Raw genomic sequence first — 25,319 nt, 5'->3', positions numbered from 1 at the left:
CGCGAGGGCGCTGTGAACCCTTCCCTGGGCGCTACTTTCGCCATCTGACCGCCATGGATGGCGGAAATGCCGGAATTGTTGGGAACATTTTCCGGCCATGACAAAAGACCCTCGCTACGACCTATCCCTGGAGCTGCTCTATGCATCAGGCGCGCTCTACACGCCCAGGTAATCCAGAATACCTTCGGCTGCTTGGCGGCCTTCGTAAATCGCCGTGACCACCAAATCAGAGCCGCGCACCATGTCGCCACCGGCAAAGATTTTTTCGTTGCTGGTTTGGAAGGCGTACTGGCCGTGCTCCGGTGCAGTAACGCGGTCGCGCTCGTCGACTTGGATATTAGAGCTATCGAACCATGGCGCCGGGCTTGCCTGGAAACCGAAGGCGATAACCACAGCATCCGCCGCAATGATCTCTTCAGAGCCGGGCACTACTTCAGGACGCTGACGGCCGTTTTCGTCCGGCTCGCCCAAGCGTGTGCGCACAACTTTCACGCCTTCGACCTTCTCTTCACCGACGACCGCCACCGGTTGACGGTTGAACAGAAACTCCACGCCCTCTTCACGAGCATTGGAGACCTCACGGCGCGACCCCGGCATGTTGCCTTCGTCACGACGGTACGCGCAGGTCACGCTGGTGGCGTTCTGGCGAATGGAAGTACGGTTACAGTCCATCGCCGTATCACCGCCGCCGAGCACTACCACGCGCTTGCCTTCCATGGAGATATAGTCGTTGGGATCCTTCTCGAAGCCTAAGCAGCGATTGACGTTGGCAATCAGGAAGTCCAGCGCCTTGTACACGCCGGGCAGGTCTTCACCAGGGAACCCGCCTTCCATGTACTTATAAGTCCCCATGCCCAGGAAGACCGCGTCGTACTCCTGCATCAGGGTTTCAAACTCGATATCGGTGCCGATTTCGGTATTGAGGCGAAACTCGACGCCCATCTCTTCAAAGACTGCCCGACGGCGCTCCATCACGCTCTTTTCCAGCTTGAACTCGGGAATACCAAAGGTCAGCAGGCCGCCAATTTCCGGGTACTTATCGAATACCACCGGCTTAACGCCGTTACGCGCCAGAATATCGGCACAGCCCAAGCCCGCTGGGCCCGCACCAATAATGGCGACCTTCTTGTCGGTCCAGGTAACGTGGGACATATCCGGGCGCCAGCCCATGGCGAACGCCGTATCGGTGATGTACTTCTCCACCGAACCAATGGTCACCGCGCCAAAGCCGTCGTTCAGCGTGCAGTCGCCTTCGCACAGACGATCCTGCGGGCACACGCGACCACACACCTCGGGCAGCGAGTTGGTTTTGTGCGAAAGCTCAGCGGCTTCAATGATGTTGCCTTCCACCACCAGCTGTAGCCAGTTGGGGATGTAGTTGTGCACCGGGCACTTCCACTCACAGTACGGGTTACCGCAATGCAGGCAGCGATGCGCCTGACTGGCCGCATCGGTGGGCTTGAACGGTTCATAAATTTCCGCGAACTCTTTGGCACGGGCGCGGGCATCTTTCTTCTGTGGGTCCTTACGACCCACATCGACAAACTGAAAATCGTTATTTAAACGGTTAGCCATGATCTCTCTCCTGTCAGCGTGAGGGGCATAAGCGAGTTATTGCGGCTGACGCCGAGACTGATCCAGCAAACTACCCAAGCTGGCCGCTTTTGGCTTCACCAGCCAGAAGTGGCGCGCATAGTCGCTGAAGTCTTCCAAAATAGCCGCCCCACGCGCCGAACCCGTCGCGGCCACATAGGCTTCGATCATTTCACGCAGGTGACGACGATACGCCTCCATGGCCTCTGTGTTAACGCGGTGAATCTCCACCAGCTCGTGGTTGTATTTATCCACAAAGGTGCGCTCTTCATCCAACACATAGGCAAAGCCACCGGTCATACCTGCGCCGAAGTTAACGCCCGTTTCGCCAAGCACACAGACCAAGCCGCCGGTCATATATTCGCAGCAGTGGTCGCCTGCGCCTTCAATGACTGCTGAAGCACCGGAATTACGCACCCCGAAGCGCTCGCCCGCCGTACCGGCTGCAAACAATGTCCCGCCCGTAGCGCCGTACAGGCAGGTATTGCCAATAATCGCCGTCTTATGGCTCTCAAACTGGCTGACTTTGGGCGGCACAATCACGATGCTGCCGCCGTTCATGCCCTTGCCGACGTAGTCGTTGGCATCGCCTTCGAGATACAAATTCAAGCCACGCGCATTCCACACCCCAAAGCTCTGGCCTGCTACACCAGTAAAGCGGGCGGTGATCGGTGCCGCTTCAAGGCCTTCTTCACCATAGCGTTTGGCAATCGCGCCAGAGGTTAGCGCCGCCACACTGCGGTCGCAGTTGGTGATGGTAAAGTCGAACTCACCGCCCGAGCGATTTTCGATGGCGTCTTTCAGCGCCGCCAGCACTTCCTGGTTCTTGGCACCGGGGTCGTGCGGCACGTTGCGGCTAACCTTACAGAACTGCGGTGCATCTTTAGGCACAAAGTCATTCGCTAACAGCGGCGTTAGATCAAGCTTACGCTGAGAAGCCGTGTTGCCTTCCAACACTTCAAGCAAATCGGTACGCCCGATTAGATCGGTCAGCTTGCGCACACCCAACACCGCCATCAGCTCACGCACTTCTTCGGCGATAAAGCGGAAGTAGTTTTTGACCATGTCTACGGTGCCACGGAAGTGCTCGCCCCGCAGGAAATCATCCTGAGTGGCGACACCAGTGGCGCAGTTATTGAGGTGACAGATACGCAGGTACTTACAGCCCAACGCTACCATGGGCGCGGTGCCGAAACCGAAGCTCTCGGCACCTAGAATCGCGGCTTTAACCACATCCAGGCCGGTTTTCAGGCCGCCATCGGTCTGCAGGCGAATCTTGTCGCGCAGGCCGTTGATACGCAGCGCCTGATGCACTTCAGGAAGCCCCAGTTCCCAGGGCGAACCTGCATGCTTGATCGAGGTCAGCGGGCTGGCTGCCGTGCCGCCATCATAGCCGGACACGGTAATCAAATCCGCGTAGGCCTTGGCCACCCCGGTGGCGATCGTGCCGATCCCCGGTTCCGATACCAGCTTCACCGACACCTGGGCATCCGGATTGACCTGTTTGAGGTCAAAAATCAGCTGGGCCAAATCTTCGATGGAGTAAATATCGTGGTGCGGCGGCGGTGAAATCAGCGTCACGCCGGGTACTGCGTAGCGCAGCCGGGCAATCAACTGGTTCACTTTACCGCCGGGCAGCTGGCCACCTTCACCAGGCTTAGCGCCCTGGGCAACTTTGATCTGCAGCACTTCTGCATTGACCAAGTAAGCGGGAGTAACACCAAAGCGGCCAGAAGCGATCTGTTTGATTTTCGAGCTACGAATAGTGCCGTAACGCGCAGGGTCTTCGCCGCCTTCACCAGAGTTGGAACGACCACCGGCTTCGTTCATCGCCTGCGCCAACGCTTCGTGGGCTTCCGGTGAAAGCGCACCCAGTGACATACCCGCGCTGTCAAAACGCGGCAGCAGCTCTTCAACGGGCTCGACTTCTTCCAGCGCAATCGGCGTTTCTGCAGGCTTGAGCTTGAGCAAGTCACGAATGGTGGCGACCGGACGCTCATTAACCAATTGAGCGAACTTCTTCCACTTGGTATAGCTGCCTTCCTGAACCGCCGCCTGCAGTGACATCACCACATCAGGGTTATAAGCGTGGTACTCGTGGCCGTGGACATACTTGAACATGCCACCTTGAGAAATCCCTTTACGCGGAATCCAGGCATCTTTTGCCAGCAGCGCCTGCTGCATCTGAAGCTCGGCAAAACCGGCGCCCTGAATCCGCGACGCCATACCGACAAAGCACAGATCCATGACTTCGTCCGCCAAGCCCACGGCTTCAAACAGCATTGAGCCGCGGTAGGAGGCCAGCGTCGAGATACCCATTTTAGACAGGATCTTGAACAGGCCTTTCTGCAGACCTTTACGGTAATTCTCGCGGCCATCAGCCGGGTTGCCGGTTAGCTCGCCGGTACGGTGCATATCCGCCATGACCTGATAAGCGAGCCACGGATAAACCGCCGTGGCACCCACGCCAAACAGCACTGCCATTTGATGAGCATCACGGGCGTAGCCGGTTTCAACTACGATATTGGCGTTGGGACGCAGCGCCAAACGGCCTAAATGAGAGTGCACGGCACCCACGGCCAGGGCGGCCTGTATGGGAATCAGCCCTTTCGCCAGCTCGGCATCGGTGAGTACCAGAATGACTTTACCGGCGCGCACTTGAGCTTCGGCTTCTTCACATAGCGCTTTAAGCGCTTGGTGCAGGCTCTGCTGTTCAGGATCGTAACCCAGCGACAATGTATAGCTGGCAAACGCCGGATCATCCTGGCTGACCAACGCGGTAAATTTGCGTGGCGACAGTACCGGCGTGGTCAAGATCAAGCGATGCGCGTGCTCAGGCGTCGCTTTAAAGACGTTAAGCTCAGCACCACAGCAGGTTTCCAGCGACATCACGATCGCTTCACGCAGTGGGTCGATCGGCGGGTTGGTGACCTGGGCAAACTTCTGACGGAAGAAATCCGTCAGCAGGCGCGGACGACTGGAGAGCACCGCCATCGGTGTATCGTCGCCCATAGAGCCAACGGCTTCCTGACCACTTTCCGCCAGCGGACGCAGCACCTGGTCGCGCTCTTCAAAGCTCACTTGGAACAGTTTCTGCTGAACGTTGAGCGAATCGGTATCCATGCTCTGGAAACGCGCAAGCTCAGTTAGCGCCGACTCTAAATAATTGGCTTCCTGCTTTAACCAACGCTTATAAGGGTAGGCGGATTTCAGGCGCTCATCGATATCGGTGGTATGCAGCACTTCGCCGGTCTGGGTGTCTACGGCAAGCATTTGACCGGGGCCAACACGGCCTTTGGCCACCACGTCTTCCGGCTTATAGCCGTAGGTGCCCGTTTCCGATGCCAGCGTGATATAACCGTTTTTAGTAATCACCCAGCGCGCCGGGCGCAGGCCGTTACGGTCCAGCATACACACCGCTTGGCGACCGTCGGTCATCACTACGCCCGCCGGACCGTCCCACGGCTCCATGTGCATGGAATTGTATTCGTAGAAAGCACGCAGTTCAGCGTCCATGGTTTCTACGTTCTGCCAGGCGGGCGGCACCATCATACGTACCGCGCGGTGCAGTTCCATGCCACCGGTCAGCAATACTTCCAGCATGTTATCCATACTGGAGGAGTCAGAGCCGGTGGTATTAACGATCTCGTCCAGCTCGGCGATATCCGGCAGGCGGTCGTTAACAAAATTGGCTTTACGCGAGTTCGCCCAGCCGCGGTTGGCCTCAATGGTGTTGATCTCACCGTTGTGGGCCAACAGGCGGAACGGCTGCGCCAGCGGCCAGCGCGGCGCAGTATTGGTCGAGAAGCGCTGGTGGAACACGCAAATGGCGGTTTCCAGGCGCGGGTCATTCAAGTCTTTATAAAACGCCGGTAGATCCTCCGGCATCATCAAACCTTTATAGGAGATGACTTCTGACGACAGCGAGGCAACGTAGAAGTCCTCTTCGTCACGCAGCGTCTGTTCTGCGCGGCGGCGGGCCATAAACAGATCGACATCGAAGTGCTCACCCTGGCCTGGCTGCACAAACAGCTGACGAATACGTGGCAGGCAGTCCAGTGCCATAGGGCCGCAAACGCTGGGGTCAGTCGGCACATCGCGCCAACCCACTACATTGAGCCCGCGCGCTTCAAGTTCAACGGTCAGAGTGTCACGGGCGTGCGCTTCACGGGCGTCATCGTTGGGCAGAAACACCACGCCCACGGCAAAGTGTTCGCCAAGCTCAGCATCAAACGCCTCTTTGGCCAGCGCCTGCATAAAAGGGGTCGGCATTTTAAGCAGCAGACCACAGCCGTCGCCGGTTTTGCCGTCGGCAGCGATACCCCCCCGGTGAGTCATGCAGGTCAGGGATTCAATGGCAGTTTTCAGCAAATCGTGGCTAGCCTGGCCTTCCATATGGGCAATCAGGCCAAAACCACAGTTATCGCGAAACTCGCCAGGCTGGTGAAGACCTCTATTCATGGGCGTGCCTCTACTAGTCAGCGTATTTTTTTAGCAGCGTGCTTATGGTATAAAGGACGGTTTTGCTTTTTTTATGATGCTTATAACCTGCCCAGAATGGGGTCTTTCCCACGTTCGCTGCCGCAAGAAAATGGCCGGTCAGCATAGCGATTGGCACACGTTGTGCGCAATCTCTTGACGCCCACATCGTTAGAGAAACTCTTTTCAAATCCTGTATTTGCATTCTCATTCAAGAAAAAAATACATATACTTCAAACACTTGTAGTCAGTTAAAACGCTATTTTAACGCTCCTTATTTTCCATTAAACTTTAGTCTAAATAGCATTCAAACACCCATGCCGATAGCGCATAAGGCATACGGATTATACAAAACAGCGTTCGACTAATCGTCTCACGGCGCAGCCAAGTGAATACAAAACCGCCCAGTGAAACCACTCTGCGTAAGGAGCGATCCATTGGGCGGCTATAGCTGGCTAGGCTTTGAAATGACTGGGTTTTGAAATGGCCAGATTTTTAAATGGCCAGATTTTGAAATGGCTAAGTTGCGAAAGGATTACGTGGCCACTCAGCAGCGCGGGTAATCGTCCAGCAGGTTGCGGAGAACATCAACGGGCGTGGCATCGCTAACGCAGGCATCGCCCAGGGCGTTAAGCAGCACTAAGCGCAGCCGCGAATCGATGTTTTTCTTGTCCAACCGCATACGGGCTAAAAAGTCATCGCTGGACATATTCGCCGGTGCCGCCAACGGCAGCTCGGCGCTCTCGATCACCGCCAGGCTACGTGCTAGCGCTGCGTCGTCGATCCAGCCCAAGCGCTGGGAAAGCGTTGCCGCCATGGCCATGCCCGCGCCCACTGCCTCCCCGTGTAGCCAGTTGCCGTAGCCCTGGTGCGCCTCAATGGCGTGGCCAAAGGTGTGGCCCAGGTTGAGCAGCGCACGCACGCCCTGCTCGGTTTCATCTTCGGCCACGATATCTGCTTTGATTTGGCAACTGCGCGCAATAGCGTCGGCGACTACTTCCGGCTCTACGTCGAGTAGCGCGGGCATATTGGCTTCCAGCCAGCTTAAAAACGCTTCATCACGGATAAAACCGTACTTGATAACCTCGGCAAGGCCAGCGGAAAGCTCGCGACGCGGCAGGCTCTTCAGCGTATCGATATCCACCAGCACAGCCTTGGGCTGCCAGAAAGCGCCGATCATGTTTTTACCCAGCGGGTGATTGACGCCGGTCTTGCCCCCTACCGACGAATCTACCTGGGAAAGTAGCGTGGTGGGCACCTGGATAAACGCCACGCCGCGCTGATAGGAAGCGGCGGCATAGCCGACCATATCGCCAATCACCCCGCCCCCTAAGGCGATCAGGGTACAGCGGCGGTTAAAACCGGCCTCTAATAGCGCGTCCCAAATACGGCTGACCTGCTCAATGGTTTTGTACTGTTCGCCATCAGGCAGTACGACCGTGCGCACATCTAAATGCGCCGGCAGGCTAGCGCAGAGTGTTTCCAGGTAGAGCGGCGCGATAGTCTCGTTAGTGACGACCATCACCTGGCTTCCCGCCAGATAAGGCGTCAATGTATCGGTTTGCCCGATCAGCCCGGAGCCAATATGAATCGGGTAGCTACGCTCATCTAAAGCAACCTGAAGTGTGCGTTGCGCGCTGGCGGTCGAGGTCATTGCGATACCTTATTATGGTTAAGCGGTCCAGCCGAATGAGGCGAAGAGGAGGGCTCAAGTGGATCCACCAGCCGATGCACCCGGCGCAGTATCTCATTGACCACCGCTCGCGGGCTGCGCCGATCAGTGCGCACAGCAATATCTGAAGTGGCACGATAGAGCGGGTCGCGCTGAGCAAACATGTCGTTTAGCACTTGTTCGCGGTTAGCGCACTGTAGCAACGGCCGATTGCGATCTTTCGCCGTCCGCTTTAGCTGCTGGTCGACGGTGGTCAACAGATACACCACCGTGCCGCGCTCGCGCAGTGCGCGGCGATTCTCTTCGCGCAGCACCGCACCGCCGCCGGTAGCGACGACCACGGGGGAGAGACGGGTTAACTCATCAATCATATGGATTTCGCGCAGCCGAAAGCCCTGTTCGCCTTCAACATCGAAAATCCACGGAATATCCGCTCCGCAGCGGTCTTGAATGGCGTGGTCACTGTCGTAAAACGGACGCGCGAGCTCTGCCGCCAACAGGCGACCGATGGTGCTTTTGCCAGCCCCCATGGGGCCTATAAGAAATAAATTGGGTAAATCCTGCATCAGCGAACCGTTAAGCCATCGTCTAGGAGTCGTGGAGTAATAAAGACTAACAACTCTACCTTTTCATTGCTCTCTTCGGTATAGCGAAACAGTCTACCCAGGAAAGGAATATCACCCAAAAGCGGTGTTTTGGCGATTTGGCGCAGCTCTTCCGTAGTCAAAATACCGCCTAACACCACCGTTTGGCCGTTATCGACGAGCACCTGGGTCTCGATCTGATTGGTATCAATCGGCGGTTCACCGTCAAACTCTGATTCACGGAAGCTGTCATTTTTGATGACCAGATCCATAATAATGCGGTTATCTGGGGTAATCTGCGGGGTGACTTCCAACGACAACTCGGCCTCTTTGAACTCGGTATCAGGATTGTCGTTGCCATCCACACTCTGGAAAGCACGCTCTTCACCCTGGCTGATGCGGGCAGTACGCTGGTTGGCGGTAATAATACGGGGCTGAGAAATAGTTTGGCTTTTCCCTTCGCTTTCCAGCGCACGAAGCTCCAAATCCAACAAGATATCGCCGGCTAAATAACCAAAGCTAAAGCCGGCTCCCGTCCCTGATGAGGCGCCTAAATCAACGGTTAGGCCGCCCTGCGCTCGATTAATGCCATCGGGGTTGATATCGCGCCGGCTGTAGGTACCGTCCTCCCCCTCTTGAAAGCCGCGGGTGCTCGACATGCCCCAGTTAATGCCTAGTTCACGGGAAGCGGTGTCCCTTGCAATGACAATGCGCGCCTCAATCTGTACCTGCCGAACAGCCACATCCAGGCGGTCAATGGTGCGGGTAATATCGCGTACCTGATCGGCCGTATCCTGCACCAGCAGCGTATTGGTGCGGTTATCAATACTGACACGGCCGCGCTCGGTGAGCAGCCCAAAGCCATCGCCGTCACCGCCACGCAGTAGCTGGGCCAAATCCTCGGCTCGGGCATACTTGATCTCGATAAACTCGGTGACTAATGGCGATAGCGTCTCACGCTGGTTACGCGCCTCTAGCTCCTGGCGCTCTAAATCAGCCAGCTCACTGGCGGGCGCCACGACAATTACATTGCCCTGTTCGCGACTCGATAACCCCTGGCTTTGCAGAATCAGCGCGAGCGCCTGATCCCAAGGGACATCGTTTAAGTTGAGCGTCACGCGGCCGGTGACGCTGTCACTGGCAACCAAGTTCAACCCGGTAAATTCAGCCAGCGTCGCTAGCACTGAACGCACTTCGATATCCTGGAAATTAAGGCTCAAGCGTTCGCCATTGAAGCGCTCGCCTGTCGCCTGAGAGGGCTGTGACTCCTGGCTGGCGGGCTGCACTTCCACTGTCAGCATGCGGCCAATTTGCGAAGAGATCATCGCATAAGCACCCTGGGTGGCGATGGATAACTGGGTGTCGCTCTGGTTGGCACGGGGCGTAATCCGGGTGATCGGCGTAGCAAAGTCGGTGACATCGTAGACCTGATTAAGCGAATCCGGAATCGCCACATCGCGCAGGTCAACCAGCACTTGGTCAGGGCCACCTTCTCGGACGTTCGCCTCAACCCCTTCGCGGTCAAAGGTAACCAACAAGCGACCAGCACCATCGGCACCGCGACGGAAATCGATATTTTCAATTTGTGGCCCTTCGTCGGTTTCTAGCCCCGCCGAAGAAACACTGGCTGAGGGAGCGGGCGAAGGATTAAACGATGCGGTCGGCGCGGGGGTAGCGCCAGATGCAAAGGTAATACGTAGCCGACCTTCCTGCACGCTGGTCGTAAATGCCTGCGGTTCGCTGAGATTGACCACCAAGCGCGTGCGGCCATTGCCCTCAAGGGCGGTAATTTGTTCGACGCCGTGGCTATTAATGCTCAAGCGTCGGGTGGCGAGCCCACTTTGGGTGCCGGCCAAATCAAACGTGACACGCGGCGGTGATTCCAAACGGTAGCTGCGCAGTTCGGGCACGCCACCAGAGAAGCTAAGGTCAACGTTGGCGCCACCATTGTCGGCGGGCTGCACGTCAATATCCGTCAGCACCGATGCTACTGCCAATGAAGGCAACAGTGAAAGTAGTGCAACCATGGCCATTAAAAGAGTGATTCGCCAAGCTGTAACTGCCATGAGCTAATATCCGTTTACTCGTTGTTTTCGTTGATAGCAAGCGACACTTGCCGCTCTTGCCAACCTTCGCGCTGGGTAAAGACACGCTCGGTAACACGAATTTCTTGAGCGCTTATCTGGGCAATGCGTCCATAGTCGGCGCCCATATAGTTGCCCTCTTTCACGCTGGTTACATTACCATCTGGAGAGGCAATCATTGCGACTTGCCGCCCCGCCATACGCATCGTACCGACCAAACGCAGTTCTTGCAGAGAAAAGCGTTCTAGTGGCTCTGGTATGCGCTGCTGGTCAGGCGCAAGCGCGCCATCACTACGATTAGCATCATCCTGAGCAATGGCATCTGGCGGTAAAAAGGGGCTGCGGTCTTCGCTATATAGATAAGCCAAGGTACGGCTTTCAGGCAGCGCAACCGCAATGACCGGCGGCTGACCACCCGGCGACTGACGAATATCGGCCAACGTACTTTCAAGCTGAGTTAACTCTGCATCCGCACAGCTCGTGAGTAGCCCCACACTAACCATCATTCCCATGAGCTTTGCTGTACGTATCATAGTGGCTCCACCCCGTCAGTTGGGGGCTGGTCGCCCGGTTCCAGGTAACGATAAGTGCGGGCCAGTAGCGAAAGGCGCAGCGTGTCGCCACGCTCTTCTACCGGCTCCAGGGTAAAATCGTGCTGAGTCACCATGCGGGGTAACGATGCGATATCAGCACTAAAGCGCGCCAACTGGTGATAGTCACCGCGTACCTGTATATCCAGCGGCTGCTCGACATAGTGGGCCTGGGTTAGCGTTGGACGTAGCCGAATTGTTTCAATGGTGAGACGGTTGTCAATGGCGGCATCGCTAATGCTATCGAGCAGAGAAGGGATCTCCGCATCGGTGGGCAGCATTGTGCGCAAACGCGCTATTTGCCCTTCCAAGGTCGCTAGCTGTTCGCGCATTTCCGGTAAAAAGGCGGCTTCCGAGGCTTTACTGCGGTATTCGCTTAGCAGCCCCACCTCTTCCCGCTGCGCCTCCCTAAAGGATTCCCGCTGCTCGCTCACAACGAACCACAGCATGACACTCAATGCTGCCAGCAGTGCCAAACAACAGCTCAACACTTTTAGCAGCAATGGCCATCCACCGGCTTCCTTAATATCTAGATCGCGCCAATCGACATCGCGAAGGCGCTGCCACTCGATAGCCCACTGCTCGCGATTAAGGCTCATGACGAACCCTCTTCTTTCTCATCCTGTTCTGCCACATCCTGCTCTTCCACATCTTTAGCAACACCTTGCGGCACCGCTACCGTGGTCTGCTCCACGTCAAAACGAAACACGCGACCAGTGCCGTTCTGTTCGCTCTCCACCGCCGACAGCGAAGGCACTCCCAACCCTGGCAGCGCTGCAATACGGCGCAACTGCTCAGAGACCTGCCGTTCGCTGCCGGCCATCGCAGTGACACTGACTTGAGCGCCGTTTTTCACTAATCGTTGATAAATAACGCCGTTAGCCACGCTGTTAGCCACGTCATTCAACAGCTGCACAGTGTCTGCTTGTTCACTCTGTAACGCCTTAAACACCGCAATCTGCTCACCTAGGCGTTCGGCATCACTGGCGTAGCGTGACACGCCCGCGATATCCGCATTAAGGCGCTCAATATGGTCACTCACATAGGCATTGCGCTGCTGCTGGGCCGCCAATTTAAGCTGGTAATAATGGGATATCAGCAACCCCAGCGCGACGCCCAGTATCAGCATACCGGCCAAGACAACATAAAATTTGCGGGTATTTCGCTCACGCTGCGCTTCCCGCCAGGGCAGCAGGTTAATGTTCATGCTCATTGGCTCACCCGCATCGCTAGGCCACCCGCAGTGAGCATCGCTGGCGCATCATTGGTCAACGCCTGAAGGTTTAAGCGCTTATTGACCAGCATGCGCTGGAAGGGGTTGGCAATGGTCACCGACATACCACTGTCTTCAGCAATCCGTTCGGCAAGACCGGGAATCACGCTCGATCCGCCTGCCAACACAATGTGTTGCACCTCTTGCTGACGCCCGGCGGTGTAGTAAAGCTGCAAGGAGCGCCCTACCTGCTGCACTACGGTTTCCAGGAAAGGATTGAGGACGCGCTCAGGGTAATCATCAGGTAGTCCGCCACGTTTTTTAGCGAAGCCCGCTTCCTCCATACTCAAATCATAGCGTTCGCGAATCGCATCGGTAAGCTGGCGGCCACCGAAAACGGTGTCGCGGGTATAGACGATATGACCACCACGGACAACGTGAAAGGCGTTCATATTGGCGCCAATGTCCACCAAGCCAACGCAGGCGGCAGGGTCATTCTCTACGTTTAGCTGGCGGCGCAATTCGGCAAGCGAACGCTCCATGGCAAAGGTTTCTACGTCCACCGCAGCCGGTTCCAAGCCAGCGCGCTCTAACGTCTCGGTAAGCTGAGTGATGTCCTGCTGGCGGCAAGCCACCAGCATTACCTGCTGTTGGCCGTCGTCAAAGGGAGCAGGGCCCAGACACTCAAAATCAAACGCCACTTCATTGAACGGAAAGGGAATATGGCGGTCTGATTCGGCCACGATGCGCTCTTCAATTTCCTCTTCACTCAGCCCGATGGGAAAGCTGAGTGTTTTGGTAATCGCTGCGCTGGCAGGAACCGCCACCGCTGCTTTGCGTGTGGAGGGCTTGGCATGTTCAACGGCACGGCTAAGCACGCTAGCCACATCATCTATATCGCGGATACGGCGTTCAACCACTGCGCCTTCGCGTAATGGTCTTACGGCATAACTTTCTACTTGGTAATTATCGTGGCACTGTTTTAGCTCAAGCAGCTTAACGGTCGCTGATGTAATATCGACGCCGATCAACCCTTTACCAGATTTCAGAAAGCGCATATTGGGTTCGGCTCCGCCTACTTGTCGCCCGTCTTCACATGTCGTTTGAGGTTACATGATTTTCAGTTAAGTCACACGCGATCGAACTGACGGCATATCAACACTGGTGGCCGCCGCCTCAGCTTCCTATAATGGCAGCCAATTGCATGATACGGCCGTTTAGATGCCGATCTTTTTATTCTTCCCAGGGTGCTCTTCGTACATGACGTTTCTTCGAACCCTTATCGTGTCGCTCTTTTTTCTGATTGTATCGTTGGTCGGTGCTGCTGCGTTAGCTGTGGTAGGCGCCGCCATTTATTTTGCGCCGGGTCTTCCCGACGTTCGCCAATTGCAGGATTTCGAACTGCATACGCCGCTACGTATTTTTACCCAAGACGGTAAATTGATTGGTGAGTTTGGCGAAGAGCGCCGCATGGCGATCAATTTTGATGAAATACCGCAGGATATGATCAATGCCTTGATCGCTGCCGAGGATGCTAGCTATTTCGACCATGCTGGCGTCGACCCACGCGGCTTAGCCAGAGCCGCGGTGGAGCTTGTGCAGAGTGGCGGCACCATCCAATCGGGTGGTTCGACCATCACCATGCAGGTCGCGCGTAACTACATGCTGACGCTGGACCAGACCTTTACGCGCAAAATTCGCGAAATTCTGCTGGCTCTGCAAATGGAGCAGGTACTCAATAAAGAGGAGATCTTCGAGCTTTACGTCAATAAGATTTTCTTGGGTAATCGCGCTTACGGTATCGCTGCCGCCGCTGAAACCTATTATGACAAGCCGCTCGCCGAATTGAGTTTGGCACAAACGGCGATGATTGCTGGCTTACCCAAGGCGCCCTCTGCCTTCAACCCGCTGGCCAACTCCGAGCGTTCGCTGATTCGTCGTAACTGGATTCTGTTCCGCATGCGTGAACTAGGCTATATCGACGACGAGACTTATCAAGTCGCGGTACAGGACCCTGTCACCGCCCGCCGCCACTTTACCCAAGCCGAGGTTGATGCCGCTTATGTATCGGAAATGGCGCGGCAGTACGCGGTAGAGCGCTTTGGCGATGAGGCTTACACCGGCGGCTATCGTGTCTACACCACCATTGATAGCGAGCTGCAGCCCTACGCCCGCCAAGCACTGGCCAATGGCTTGACGGACTACGACCTGCGTCATGGCTGGCGCGGGCCAGAGCAGAGCGACATTGCTTCCAGTCTTGTGGAAGCGCAGGAGCAAACCGCGACCCAAGGGCTTGAAGAAGAGCTTTCCGAGTCGCCGGAAATTCGTCAGACCGCCCGCCAGGCCGCCCAGCGCAGTCAAACGGAAGTCGAGGGGATCGAGGGTGACGTCAGTAACTGGGTCCAGGTGCTTGAGCGCACACCCAATTACGGCATTCTCCAACCCGCCATTGTGGTCGAGAGCAGCGATCGCGAAATGCAGGTACTTACCCGCCGTGGTGGCCTACAGACCATTGCCTGGGAAGGCTTGAACTGGGCTCGCCCTTATCTGAGCCCGCGTAGCCGTGGTGCCGAGCCAAGCTCAGCGGCTGAGATTGCGGTACGTGGCGATATGATCCGCGTGATTGAGAATGATGACGGCTCGCTTCGCCTCTCTCAGCGCCCGGATGCCGAAGGCTCGCTGGTGGTCCAAGACCCGCAAACAGGCGCTATTTTGGCCCTGCAGGGCGGCTTCGACTTTAATGCCAGTAAGTTCAATCGTGCCGTGCAGGCAAGGCGCCAATCGGGCTCAATCTTCAAACCGTTTATTTATTTAGCGGCCCTTGAAAATGGCGAAATGAACGCCGCCAGCGTGGTTAACGATGCGCCTGTGGTGCTTGACGATGGCAGTAACTCATTGTGGCGGCCGGTCAACTCTAGCCGCGACTTCCAAGGCCCCATGCGCTTACGCCCAGCCCTGGCTCGTTCGCGCAACCTAGTGACGATCCGTGTGCTGCAGACCATGGGGCTGGATTACACGATTAACTTTTTAAAAGGTTTCGGTTTCTCCCCCGACCAACTTCCCAACGGCTTATCATTAGCACTAGGCAGTGCCAGCTTAACGCCAATGGAAATGACCAACGCCTACGCGGTGCTCGCCAATGGTGGCTTTCAAGTGACACCTTGGTTTATTGAGCGGGTAACCCGTGATGATGATAACGAAGTCATCGATGAAGCTACCCCACAGGTCGCCTGCTCCAGTTGTGCCGAGGGTCAGGAGACGGTGGAAATTGATGGTCGCGAGTACCCGATCGCCAAACGAGTGGCCGACCCGGCCGCGGTGTATATCTTGCGCGATATGCTGCGTGATGTTATTACCTCGGGCACTGGCCGCGGTGCGCTAAGTCTTAACCGTGACGATATCGTCGGCAAAACCGGCACTACCAACAGCCAGCGTGATGCCTGGTTTGCAGGCTTTAATAGCAACTTGGTGACCACGGTATGGGTGGGTAAGGATAGTAACGAAACCATTTCTGAATATGGGGCTCAGGCCGCACTACCTATCTGGGTAGCGTTTATGGGTGATGCCCTGGAAGGAACGCCGAGTGCCGTGCCCGAACGCCCAGAGACTGTCGTTACGGCACGTGTGGACCCGAGCACAGGCCAGCGTTTAGCGGACGGTCAGTCTGGTGGTATCTCTGAATTGTTCCATCAGGATCACTTGCCGGATTACCAGCAGCGCCGCATCAGCCGTGAGCTGGAAGAAGTCAGCGGTTCACAGGGGTCAGGTACCGCCGAGTCGATCTTCTAACCGAGCGGGCTCTCTCAGCTATCCGCTAAACCAACGAAAAGGCCCGGAGATCATCTCTCCGGGCCTTTTAGTTTCTTGCTAGGGGTTCCACTAACAATCAACCGCTAACGGGCGTCACCTCCGGTTCGCGCTTGCTAGCCAGCCAGTTGGCGCCAATGGCGACGATCATTACCGCGACACCGGCAATTTCACTGAGCAAATTGGGGTAGAAAACGGCAATAATCGCTGCGGTAATCGCGATGCGCGGCAGCCAGGACATGCGGGTAAACAGGTACCCTTCCAAGGCTGCGGCAAAAGCACCCAATGCCAAAATAGCGATCACTGCGTTCCAGATCACCACGGGTACCGGTCCCCCCATAATGATCTCTGGATTGAACACCATAAACAGCGGAATCAAGTAAAGGCCTTTAGCAAACTTCCACGCCTGGAAGCTGGTTTCCATCGGCTTACTGCCCGCAATCGCCGCCCCGGCAAAGCCTGCCAAGGCGATGGGCGGCGTCACGTTGGAATCCTGGGAGTACCAGAACACCACCAGATGCGCGACCAGAAGCGGAATGCCAAACTCCTGCGTAAGCGCAGGACCCACCAGCACGATCAAGACGATGTAGCTGGCGGTAACCGGCAGCCCCATACCCAGAATCAAACTGGCCAACAGCACCATTAACAGCGCCAGCAGAATGTTGCCGCCGGAGAAGGCCATCATCATGGATGAGAACTTCAGACCAAGACCGGTTAAGCCCACAACGCCCACGATAATACCGGCAACCGCACAGGCCATGGAAACCGCCACCGCATTGCGCGCACCTAGCTCCAAACCTTCGATCAGCTTGGCAAAACCTGCCCCCAACATGCTCTTGGTAGCGCTCGCCGTTACAGGTTGGCCCTGGCGGGGCGCGATAAAGAAGAACCACAGCGCATAGCGAATAACCGCTACGGCCACCATGGTCACCACCGCGTAGTAGCCAACCCGCATGGGCGACATGCTCATTGCCAGCAACCAGACCAGCACAGCCAGAGGCAGCAGGAAGTGCCAGCCATCTTTCATGACCTGACGCATCTGCGGCAGCTCGTCTTTGGGCAAGCCTTGCATGCCTTGCTTAAGCGCGATGATATGCACAAACAGATAAACCGTAGCGAAGTACATAATCGCCGGCAGGATACTGACCTTGACGATATCCAAATACGGCGTATTGGTGTACTCAGCGATCAAGAAAGCCCCTGCGCCCATCAACGGCGGCATAATCTGCCCGCCGGTAGAAGCCGCCGCTTCGATGCCGCCGGCCTGCTTGGCCTTGTAGCCCAGCCGTTTCATTAACGGTATGGTAAAGGCACCGGTGGTGACCACGTTCGCAATCGCGCTACCAGAAATAGAGCCCATCCCAGCCGAGGCCAATACGGCTGCTTTAGCCGGGCCACCGCGCTGGTGCCCCGTCGCTGCATAGGCCATATCGATAAAGAATTTGCCCGCCCCAGTGCATTCCAAAAAAGCGCCAAATAGAACAAAAATAAAGATATAGGTGGCCGCGACCCCTAGCGGCAGGCCAAAGATGCCCTCTTGCCCCAGGTACAGTTGCCCAGCAACCCGGTCAATGGTGTATCCGCGGTGCTCAAGAATGCCCGGCATCCACTCGCCTAACCATGGCAGCTCGCCCCGCGGCCCAGCGAAAGCGTAGACAATCGCCAACAGGCCAATCACGGTCATACCAAAACCTACCGCGCGGCGGCTGGCTTCCAGCACGGTCACCGTGGCGATACAGGCGACCAGAATATCGGTGTCACTCCAGAACCCTGCACGGCTAAAAATCTCATCCAGATTGAGTACTAAGTAACCGCCGGTCAGCACTGCACCGGCAAAGAACAGCAGATCAATCCCCCAACCCAATACCCCGCGTTTGCGAGTTGGGCCGAAGGCAGGAAACATTAAAAATGCCAGCACCATAATCAGTGCCAGGTGAATACTGCGCTGATAGAAAAGCCCCAAGGGCTGAATACCGGCTGAATAGAGCTGGAACAGGGAAAGACCCACCGCCACAATGGTGATTGACCACAGCACCATGCGGGGTTGAATCGCATTACCGCCCGGCACCACGCTCGACGGTTGTTTGGATTCGCTCATGAAGTCCTCGGAAGCGTTAACTAATGTCGTTTTTATTCACGCGGGGATGCGTGAGGAGCTATTAGCTGAATGGTCACACGCTGCCCAGCGGCGTGCTCACTTAGGCTCACTGGCGCATGCTCACTGTCTGGCCACACTACGCGATGGTTGACCGCAGGAGAACCGACCCTCAACACATAACGGTTATTGGCGACAGGCTCGTTAATCGCATTAATCCAGTAACCGCCCTCACCGTCTGAAACCTGCTCGCCGCGGCCAAATATATGCCCAAGCCCGGCGGCAAAGTCGGGTTGATGGCTGCGCTCCAACTGCATGACACCCGCCGCATTGCGATAGCAGTCCAACACGGTGAAGTGCTCAACGGAGTGCTGCCACTTAATACACCAGCGACCGCCAGCAGGCACCCCTTCATCCACCAGGGTGTCGCCTTGCTCGGTCACAACGGTTAGGTGCATAAACGCCGACGCCGAAGCGGGGGAAGCCCCCACTTCGGCGAACGGAGAACATGCAATCAGTAGCGACAACAGTCGTTGCTGCCACTGCATGGCAATATCCTTCAATGCACTATCCCTTCAATGCACTTTAGCGGTTACGGACGCAGACGATCCGGAATCTCAGCACCGACTTCTTCGAAGTAGCGTAGTGCACCTGGGTGTAGCGGCACCGGGGTAGAGTCCATGGTGAACTCAACGGTGGTGTCGTTCGCTGCCGGGTGAACGGCAATCAGCTCATCGGTGTTTTCGAACAGCAGTTGCGTCAGCTGGTAAGCCAGCTCTTCGTCCATATCGGCATTGACGACGAGAACATTGGGAATACCAATGGTCTGTACGGCTTCATCCATGCCGTCATACATACCGGCTGCCAGTTCGTAAGGGGCAAATACCGCCTCTTCTTCCTGGGCATTGGCCACTTCTTCATCGGAAAGACCGATCAGACGAATATCACGCGTGGCGGCAAGGTTAAGAATAGAGCTAGTAGGTGGGCCAACGCTCCAGAAACCGGCGTCGATATCACCATCACGAATCGCATCGGCCGTTTCGTTGAAATTCAGGCGCTGCGGCGTGAAGTCGTCATAGCTGACGCCGTTGGCTTCCAGCAGGGCACGGGCGTTTAACTCGGTACCACTACCCGGTGCACCAACGGAAACGCGCTTGCCTGCCAAGTCGGCAATCGATTCGATATCCGACTCGGCCAGGGTGACCAGCTGTACTGCGTTAGGGTAAACCGACGCCAGTGCACGGGTGTTTTCGATCTGACGACCTTCGAAGTCACCGGTACCGGTGTAGGCCTGATAGACCGTATCTGCCAGTGCCAGCGCAAGATCCGCATCGCCGCGCATGATCAGGCCCATGTTCTCAACCGAGGCACCGGTCACTTCAGCGGTCGCCTGGGCGCCTTCGATGTGGTTGTTGATCATTTCGGCAAAACCACCACCGATCGGGTAATAAACGCCGCCAGTACCGCCGGTAGCGATTGAAAGCTGTTGAGCGCTTGCGGGAAGCGCAACTGCGAGCATAGAAGCGGCAGCGGCTGTGGTGTATAGAGAGCGTAGAGTTCGCATGAGCGTTTCCTCCGTCCTGCTTGGACTTATAGGTATGGTTGACGAAAAAGGAGGTGTTGAAGCCCCAGCTTCTGCTAACTATCTAAAAGCAACCAGAAGCGGTGGAAGAGAAGTTAGCACGGCTGATGCGTTAGATGCTAATGAGGGTTATAAGCGCAGCGCCACCCTTAATTAGGCTTCGATCTTGAGACCAGACTCTGATAGAGGTCGACGCAGAAAATAATGAAATTCTGCATAAATATATTCCTCTATGCAAAATTGTTATTATTTGGCCTTATAGTCGATAATTCTTCCTTTTCGTCAGTCGCCCAGGAGCCTTACCGCTATGGAGCTCAATGTTTTTGAGAAAGGCGCACCGCGCCAGAATCTGGCCATCAGTGCTTATCAGCAACTCAAGCATGACATTATCCGAGGCCGCTACGCTCCAGAACAGAAGCTGTTGATGAGCCACCTGAAAGAGCATTACGGCGCCAGCACTGGGCCGCTGCGGGAAGCTCTTTCTCAATTAGTCGCTGACCGCTTAGTGGTGGCGATCAGCCAGCGCGGTTACCGAGTGGCCCCGATGTCGCTGGCCGAACTCAACGACATTTACGACGCCCGAGCACAGCTTGAGGGGTTAATCCTGCGTCTAGCTATTGAGCGCGGCGACGACGACTGGGAAGCCACGGTGCTGGCCACCGCGCATCGGCTGGCCAAGGTCACCGACATCAACACCCCCGACGACCTGCTCGATATCTGGGATCAGCGCCACAAAGCCTTCCATACTGCCATTGCCAGCGGCTGCAACTCCCCTCACCTGCTGCAGATGCGCGATACCCTATTTAACCAAGTGGAGCGCTACCGTCACCTATGGCTCCAGGAAACCGTGATGTCTCCCCAAGCGCTGGAGCTAAAGCGCCAGGAGCACGCCGCGCTGGTCGATGTCATTCTAGCCAGGGACACTGTCCAGGCCGACAGCTTGATGCGGGACCACTTGATGACCCCCGTGCCGATCATTACTCGAGTGCTTGAGGCACGCGGTATCCGCTAAATTCTGCGTTTTAAAAAAATGTAGATATTTTATAAAAACGGCGATACATTGATTGCCAGCTATTTTGCATTTATTCCTGCCACGAACCTCCTGCCCACTACCTGAGGAATCACGCAATGACACATTTTAACTGGGACGACCCGCTGCTACTGGAGCAACAGCTCACCGATGAAGAGCGCCAGATTCGCGATGCGGCCTACGATTACTGCCAGGAAAACCTTCAGCCCCGCGTACTGTCCGCCTTCCGTGAAGAGCGATTCGATCGCGAAATCATGACCGAAATGGGCGAGCTTGGCCTGCTCGGTGCCACGGTTTCTCCTGAATACGGCGGTGCGGGGGTTAATCATGTCGCCTACGGTCTGATTGCCCGTGAAGTCGAGCGCGTTGACTCCGGCTACCGCTCCGCCATGAGCGTGCAGTCCTCGCTGGTGATGTATCCCATCGAGACTTACGGCTCTGAAGAGCAGAAGCAAAAATTTCTGCCTAAGCTGGCCAGCGGAGAGATGGTGGGCTGCTTTGGTTTGACCGAGCCCGACCACGGCTCCGATCCCGGCAATATGATTACCCGGGCGGAAAAAGTCGACGGTGGCTACCGCCTGACCGGCGCCAAAATGTGGATCACCAACAGCCCGATTGCCGATATCGCCGTGGTTTGGGCGAAATCAGCAGCCCACGATAATCAGATTAAAGGCTTTATCGTTGAGCGCGGCACCGAAGGCTTCACCACACCCAAGATCGAAGGCAAAGTCTCTCTACGCGCCTCGATTACCGGTGAGATCGTGCTGGATAACGCCTTCGTTCCTGAAGAGAACCTGCTGCCCAACGTCAGCGGCTTGAAAGGCCCATTCGGCTGCCTGAACAAAGCCCGTTACGGCATTGCATGGGGCGTCATGGGCACCTCTGAATTCTGCTGGCACGCGGCACGCCAGTACACCTTAGATCGCAAGCAGTTCGGTCGCCCGCTGGCAGCGAACCAGCTGATCCAGAAAAAACTCGCCGACATGCAAACCGAGATCACTCTGGGCTTGCAGGCAGCGCTGCAAGTCGGCCGATTGATGGATAGTGGCAACTGGGCGCCGGAAATGGTCTCGCTGATCAAGCGCAACAACTGCGGTAAAGCACTGGATATCGCCCGTCAATCGCGCGATATGCACGGCGGCAACGGCGTTTCTGATGAGTACGGCGTGATTCGCCATATGGTCAACCTGGAGTCGGTGAATACCTACGAAGGTACTCACGATGTGCACGCCCTGATTCTGGGCCGCGCACAAACGGGTATTCAGGCGTTCTTTTAAAAATCCCTGAATGACTCCCCGTTAAACGCCATCAACCAAGGAAACAGCCTTTATGAGCAAGCCCCTTATGAGTGAGCCCATCAAACCACTGGCCGGCATTAAAGTACTCGATATCTCCCGCGTACTGGCCGGGCCGTGGTGCGGTCAGATGCTTGCGGATATGGGCGCGGATGTCATCAAGGTTGAACGCCCCGGCAGCGGCGATGACACTCGCCACTGGGGCCCTCCTTGGCTAGCAGGCACTGAAGAGTCGGCGTATTACCTATGCGCTAACCGCGGCAAACGCTCAGTGACCGTCGATATGGCCAAGCCCGAAGGCCAAGCGGTAATTAAGCAGTTAGTCGCGCAATCGGATGTGCTGATAGAGAACTTCAAGGTCGGCGGCCTCAAGCGTTATGGCTTGGATTACGCCAGCCTGAAAGCGCTAAATCCTAAGCTGATCTACTGCTCGATTACCGGTTTTGGCCAGGAGAGCCCTTACGCGCACCGCGCCGGTTACGATTTTATGATTCAGGCCATGGGCGGCATCATGAGCCTGACCGGCAAGCCCGACAGTGAGCCCGGCGGAGGCCCAGTAAAAAGCGGCGTCGCCTTTACCGATATTTTCACCGGGCTATATGCCGCCAACGCAGTACTGGCAGCGCTTTATCAGCGTCGTGATAGCGGCGAAGGTTGCCATATCGATATGGCATTAATGGATGTCCAGGTCGGCGTACTCGCCAATCAGGCGCTCAACTACTTAACCTCGGGCAATGTGCCCCAACGGTTGGGTAACGCTCATCCTAATATCGTGCCTTACCAAGCGTTCACCACCCAAGATGGCCATATGATTATGGCGGTCGGCAATGACGAGCAGTTCAAACGTTTCTGCGCGGTACTTTCGCTACCGACCTTGGCTGAAGACCCACGCTTTGCCACCAACGGCGCCCGGGTGAATCATCGGGCTCTGCTAGTACCGCAATTGGAAGCAGCGCTGGCCCAACGCACCACCGATGAATGGCTGGCCGCCTTTGAAGCGGTCGGCGTGCCCTGCGGGCCGATCAATACGCTCGATCGCGTCTTCGATGACCCGCATGTGAAAGCGCGCGGGCTCAAACAGACCCTGCCCCACGACCAAGCGGGCCACGTTGATCTAGTGGCCAATCCTATCCGCTTTAATGGCGCTCAACTGAGTGCCACCACGGCGCCGCCCCACTTGGGCCAACATACGGAAAGCGTGTTGGATGAACTCGGCATTAGCTTGGAGCAGCGAACTGCGCTTCGCGAAGCGGGGATTATCTAGCTGTAGTGTTTTGTTATTTCTCTTCTCGAGCGCCTTAAACGGCGCTTTTTTTTGGCCGACAGCACCAACAGACACTGTTAGCCAGGAAGCGGAGAGTTACCGGCTAGTGCTTAGCAAGGCTAGCTGTACAACACCTATACAAAAAATGTATTAAGATTTAAACTAAATAGCGTTGAATGCTTCAGTGTAGGCTGCGGGCATTAAGCTATCTAATAATGGCATTAACAACGTCATCCGGCCCCTACCTCACAGGAGCAGCTATGAGCCAGTGTGCACGCGTTAATGGCAGTTGCAAACGCTGTGAAGGCGATTTGCCCTTTGAGTTCACCATGGCCTTTCAACCAATCGTGGATCTATCGCTGGCCAAAATCGTCACCTATGAAGCACTGGTTCGTGGCTCGAGCGGTGAATCCGCAGGAAGTGTCATTGCCCAAGTCACCGACGACCTGCTCTACCGGTTTGATCAGGGCTGCCGGGTAAAAGCAATCGAGATGGCTAGCGCACTGGATATGCAAACCGACCTTTCGATCAATTTCTTACCCAACGCCGTTTATGAGCCGGAAGCATGTATCCAGGCAACATTAGAAGTTTCCAAGCGAGTGGGCTGGCCCACCCATCGGCTTATTTTTGAAATTACCGAAACCGAACGCGTCCTCGACCGGCAGCACCTATGCAATATCATCGATGCCTACCGCTCCATGGGCTTCAAAACGGCGCTCGATGACTTTGGCAATGGATACGCCAATTTGGACTTACTGACCGAGTTAACGCCTGATAAGCTCAAAATTGATCGTGAGCTGATCATGAATTGCAATAGTGATATTCGCCGCCAAGCGCTGTTAAACGCGATCATCTTACTCGCTCAAGAACTCGATATGACGTTGATTGCTGAAGGCGTTGAAACTCGCGCCGAAGCACTATGGCTGGCCCGTTCAGGCATCGTGCGCCAGCAAGGCTTTTACTTTGCAAAACCGGCTATTAACTCACTCGGTGATGACATAACTGCTCTGTTAGCAGGGTTAAAAAGTGAAGTCTATTTGGATCAGGAGCAGTGAATGAAAGAGGTTAGTCCCGATCACCTTTACCAGCTTTTTAACCGTTCAAAGCGCAACACTGAAAACGTTATTAAAGCGGCACCCATCGGTATCTGCATCACCAATCCCTCCGGGCATTTTGAGATGGTCAACCCTGCCTACTGCGAGTTTTATGGCTATCGTGAAGAGGAAATACTCGGCCAACACTTTACGGTGGTCGTGCCCGAAGCTTTTCGCGCTCGGCTGTCGGCTTTACACGATGATTTCATTCAAGGCAATGAAACCCATGAACTTCGCCAAGAGTGGGATGTACTGACGAAAAGCGGCAACGTTCACACCATTATTGCCGAAGCGGCACGTATTGAAGGCGAAGATGGTCAATCGCGCAAAGTGACTTTTATTATCGATATCACCCAGCGCAAGCAGTTGGAAGTGCGTTTAAAGCAGGCCAATGAACGCCTGGATCGCCTAGCCCATCATGATGAGCTAACGGAGCTGTTCAATCGCCGTGCGGGGTTGCAACGCCTCGACGAAGAAATCAAACGCTGCGAGCGATACGGCACCACCTTTAGTATCGCGATTTATGACCTGGATGACTTTAAAGCAATCAACGACACCTACGGTCACAGCACGGGGGATACCGTGCTTCAACAAATGACGGCTTTAGTGAGTAAAACACTGCGGGATACCGATTTTCATGTCCGCCTGGGCGGTGAAGAGTTTCTGATCATTATGCCGGGCGTGAACGCTGAAGAAGCTCACCTGGCGATGGAGCGCGTACGTGAAACCGTGGCGCAGAATCCCTTTACCGAACATCAATTATCGATAACGCTCTCATCAGGTGTGGCCAGCTACGTCGAAGCCTCGGGCACACGGCTACTTGATCGTGCCGATAAAGCTATGTATCAAGCTAAACAAACGGGGCGCAATCATGTTGTCATTGCCTCGTCATCAATGTAATCAAAGCTATTAAGCACTATGCTTATAAGTACTATGC

General features: G+C 55.8%; 19 protein-coding genes. 7 read left to right on the top strand and 12 right to left on the bottom strand.

Annotated features, from left to right (window positions below; all coding sequences use genetic code 11):
* Window positions 1–156: 156 nt before the first annotated feature.
* The 9 genes from ACXUPB_RS03585 to pilM all read right to left on the bottom strand — a co-directional run bounded on the left by ACXUPB_RS03585 (window position 157) and on the right by pilM (window position 13,273).
* A complete protein-coding gene (locus ACXUPB_RS03585; RefSeq protein ID WP_035564444.1) occupies window positions 157–1,575 on the bottom strand; it encodes an FAD-dependent oxidoreductase in 1,419 nt (472 codons plus the stop codon).
* Window positions 1,576–1,611: 36 nt separating this feature from the next.
* Window positions 1,612–6,054 (bottom strand): glutamate synthase large subunit, encoded by a 4,443-nt coding sequence (gene gltB / locus ACXUPB_RS03580; protein ID WP_472955405.1) that lies wholly within the window; start codon window positions 6,052–6,054, stop codon window positions 1,612–1,614.
* A gap of 565 nt (window positions 6,055–6,619) precedes the next feature.
* Window positions 6,620–7,726 (bottom strand): 3-dehydroquinate synthase, encoded by a 1,107-nt coding sequence (gene aroB / locus ACXUPB_RS03575; RefSeq protein WP_335597691.1) that lies wholly within the window; start codon window positions 7,724–7,726, stop codon window positions 6,620–6,622.
* Window positions 7,723–8,310 (bottom strand): shikimate kinase AroK, encoded by a 588-nt coding sequence (gene aroK, locus ACXUPB_RS03570; RefSeq protein ID WP_035564449.1) that lies wholly within the window; start codon window positions 8,308–8,310, stop codon window positions 7,723–7,725. The genes aroB and aroK overlap by 4 nt, the downstream gene beginning before the upstream one ends.
* The gene (pilQ, locus tag ACXUPB_RS03565; protein ID WP_472955403.1) at window positions 8,310–10,394 is read right to left on the bottom strand and encodes a type IV pilus secretin PilQ; all 2,085 of its coding nucleotides are present in this window, start codon (window positions 10,392–10,394) and stop codon (window positions 8,310–8,312) included. The genes aroK and pilQ overlap by 1 nt, the downstream gene beginning before the upstream one ends.
* Window positions 10,395–10,408: 14 nt before the next feature.
* The gene (locus ACXUPB_RS03560) at window positions 10,409–10,945 is read right to left on the bottom strand and encodes a pilus assembly protein PilP (RefSeq protein WP_472955401.1); all 537 of its coding nucleotides are present in this window, start codon (window positions 10,943–10,945) and stop codon (window positions 10,409–10,411) included.
* A complete protein-coding gene (locus tag ACXUPB_RS03555; protein WP_472955400.1) occupies window positions 10,942–11,601 on the bottom strand; it encodes a type IV pilus inner membrane component PilO in 660 nt (219 codons plus the stop codon). The genes ACXUPB_RS03560 and ACXUPB_RS03555 overlap by 4 nt, the downstream gene beginning before the upstream one ends.
* Window positions 11,598–12,215, bottom strand: coding sequence for a PilN domain-containing protein (locus ACXUPB_RS03550; RefSeq protein ID WP_472955398.1), 618 nt, complete (start codon window positions 12,213–12,215; stop codon window positions 11,598–11,600). Before ACXUPB_RS03550 ends, ACXUPB_RS03555 begins: the two co-directional genes overlap by 4 nt.
* Window positions 12,212–13,273 (bottom strand): type IV pilus assembly protein PilM, encoded by a 1,062-nt coding sequence (gene pilM, locus ACXUPB_RS03545; protein ID WP_335597688.1) that lies wholly within the window; start codon window positions 13,271–13,273, stop codon window positions 12,212–12,214. Before pilM ends, ACXUPB_RS03550 begins: the two co-directional genes overlap by 4 nt.
* A gap of 202 nt (window positions 13,274–13,475) precedes the next feature.
* On the opposite strand from pilM, the gene ACXUPB_RS03540 reads away from it, so the two are divergent.
* On the top strand, window positions 13,476–16,004 hold the full coding sequence (locus ACXUPB_RS03540) for a penicillin-binding protein 1A (protein WP_472955396.1): 2,529 nt from the start codon (window positions 13,476–13,478) through the stop codon (window positions 16,002–16,004).
* Between the two features lie 97 nt (window positions 16,005–16,101).
* Here ACXUPB_RS03540 and ACXUPB_RS03535 read toward each other — a convergent pair whose 3' ends face one another.
* The 3 genes from ACXUPB_RS03535 to ACXUPB_RS03525 are packed head-to-tail and all read right to left on the bottom strand — an operon-like array spanning window position 16,102 to window position 19,681.
* On the bottom strand, window positions 16,102–18,120 hold the full coding sequence (locus ACXUPB_RS03535; protein WP_472955395.1) for a TRAP transporter permease: 2,019 nt from the start codon (window positions 18,118–18,120) through the stop codon (window positions 16,102–16,104).
* Between the two features lie 32 nt (window positions 18,121–18,152).
* Window positions 18,153–18,665 carry a DUF1850 domain-containing protein gene (locus ACXUPB_RS03530; RefSeq protein WP_472955393.1) on the bottom strand — a complete coding sequence of 171 codons (513 nt, stop codon included), beginning with the start codon at window positions 18,663–18,665 and terminating at the stop codon, window positions 18,153–18,155.
* Between the two features lie 44 nt (window positions 18,666–18,709).
* The gene (locus tag ACXUPB_RS03525; protein WP_472955391.1) at window positions 18,710–19,681 is read right to left on the bottom strand and encodes a TAXI family TRAP transporter solute-binding subunit; all 972 of its coding nucleotides are present in this window, start codon (window positions 19,679–19,681) and stop codon (window positions 18,710–18,712) included.
* Here ACXUPB_RS03525 and ACXUPB_RS03520 point away from each other — a divergent pair.
* The 6 genes from ACXUPB_RS03520 (at window position 19,680) to ACXUPB_RS03495 (ending at window position 25,282) form a co-directional block, all read left to right on the top strand.
* Window positions 19,680–19,856 (top strand): hypothetical protein, encoded by a 177-nt coding sequence (locus ACXUPB_RS03520; RefSeq protein ID WP_472955389.1) that lies wholly within the window; start codon window positions 19,680–19,682, stop codon window positions 19,854–19,856. The genes ACXUPB_RS03525 and ACXUPB_RS03520 overlap by 2 nt on opposite strands.
* A gap of 150 nt (window positions 19,857–20,006) precedes the next feature.
* Window positions 20,007–20,711 carry a DNA-binding transcriptional regulator CsiR gene (csiR, locus tag ACXUPB_RS03515; protein WP_472955388.1) on the top strand — a complete coding sequence of 235 codons (705 nt, stop codon included), beginning with the start codon at window positions 20,007–20,009 and terminating at the stop codon, window positions 20,709–20,711.
* A 116-nt stretch (window positions 20,712–20,827) separates the two neighbouring features.
* Window positions 20,828–22,006: an acyl-CoA dehydrogenase gene (locus ACXUPB_RS03510; RefSeq protein ID WP_179916503.1), complete on the top strand. Its 1,179-nt coding sequence runs from the start codon at window positions 20,828–20,830 to the stop codon at window positions 22,004–22,006.
* A 67-nt stretch (window positions 22,007–22,073) separates the two neighbouring features.
* On the top strand, window positions 22,074–23,288 hold the full coding sequence (locus ACXUPB_RS03505) for a CaiB/BaiF CoA transferase family protein (RefSeq protein ID WP_472956680.1): 1,215 nt from the start codon (window positions 22,074–22,076) through the stop codon (window positions 23,286–23,288).
* 260 nt (window positions 23,289–23,548) lie between these two features.
* Window positions 23,549–24,343, top strand: a complete 795-nt coding sequence (locus tag ACXUPB_RS03500) for an EAL domain-containing protein (RefSeq protein ID WP_472955387.1) — start codon at window positions 23,549–23,551, stop codon at window positions 24,341–24,343.
* Window positions 24,344–25,282 (top strand): sensor domain-containing diguanylate cyclase, encoded by a 939-nt coding sequence (locus tag ACXUPB_RS03495; protein ID WP_472955385.1) that lies wholly within the window; start codon window positions 24,344–24,346, stop codon window positions 25,280–25,282. It abuts the gene before it with no gap.
* Window positions 25,283–25,319 lie beyond the last annotated feature (37 nt).

Source organism: Vreelandella sp. DA03-1M (genome assembly GCF_055725665.1).
Note: the sequence above shows the minus strand (reverse complement) of the source record. Positions and strands in the feature narration are given on the sequence as shown.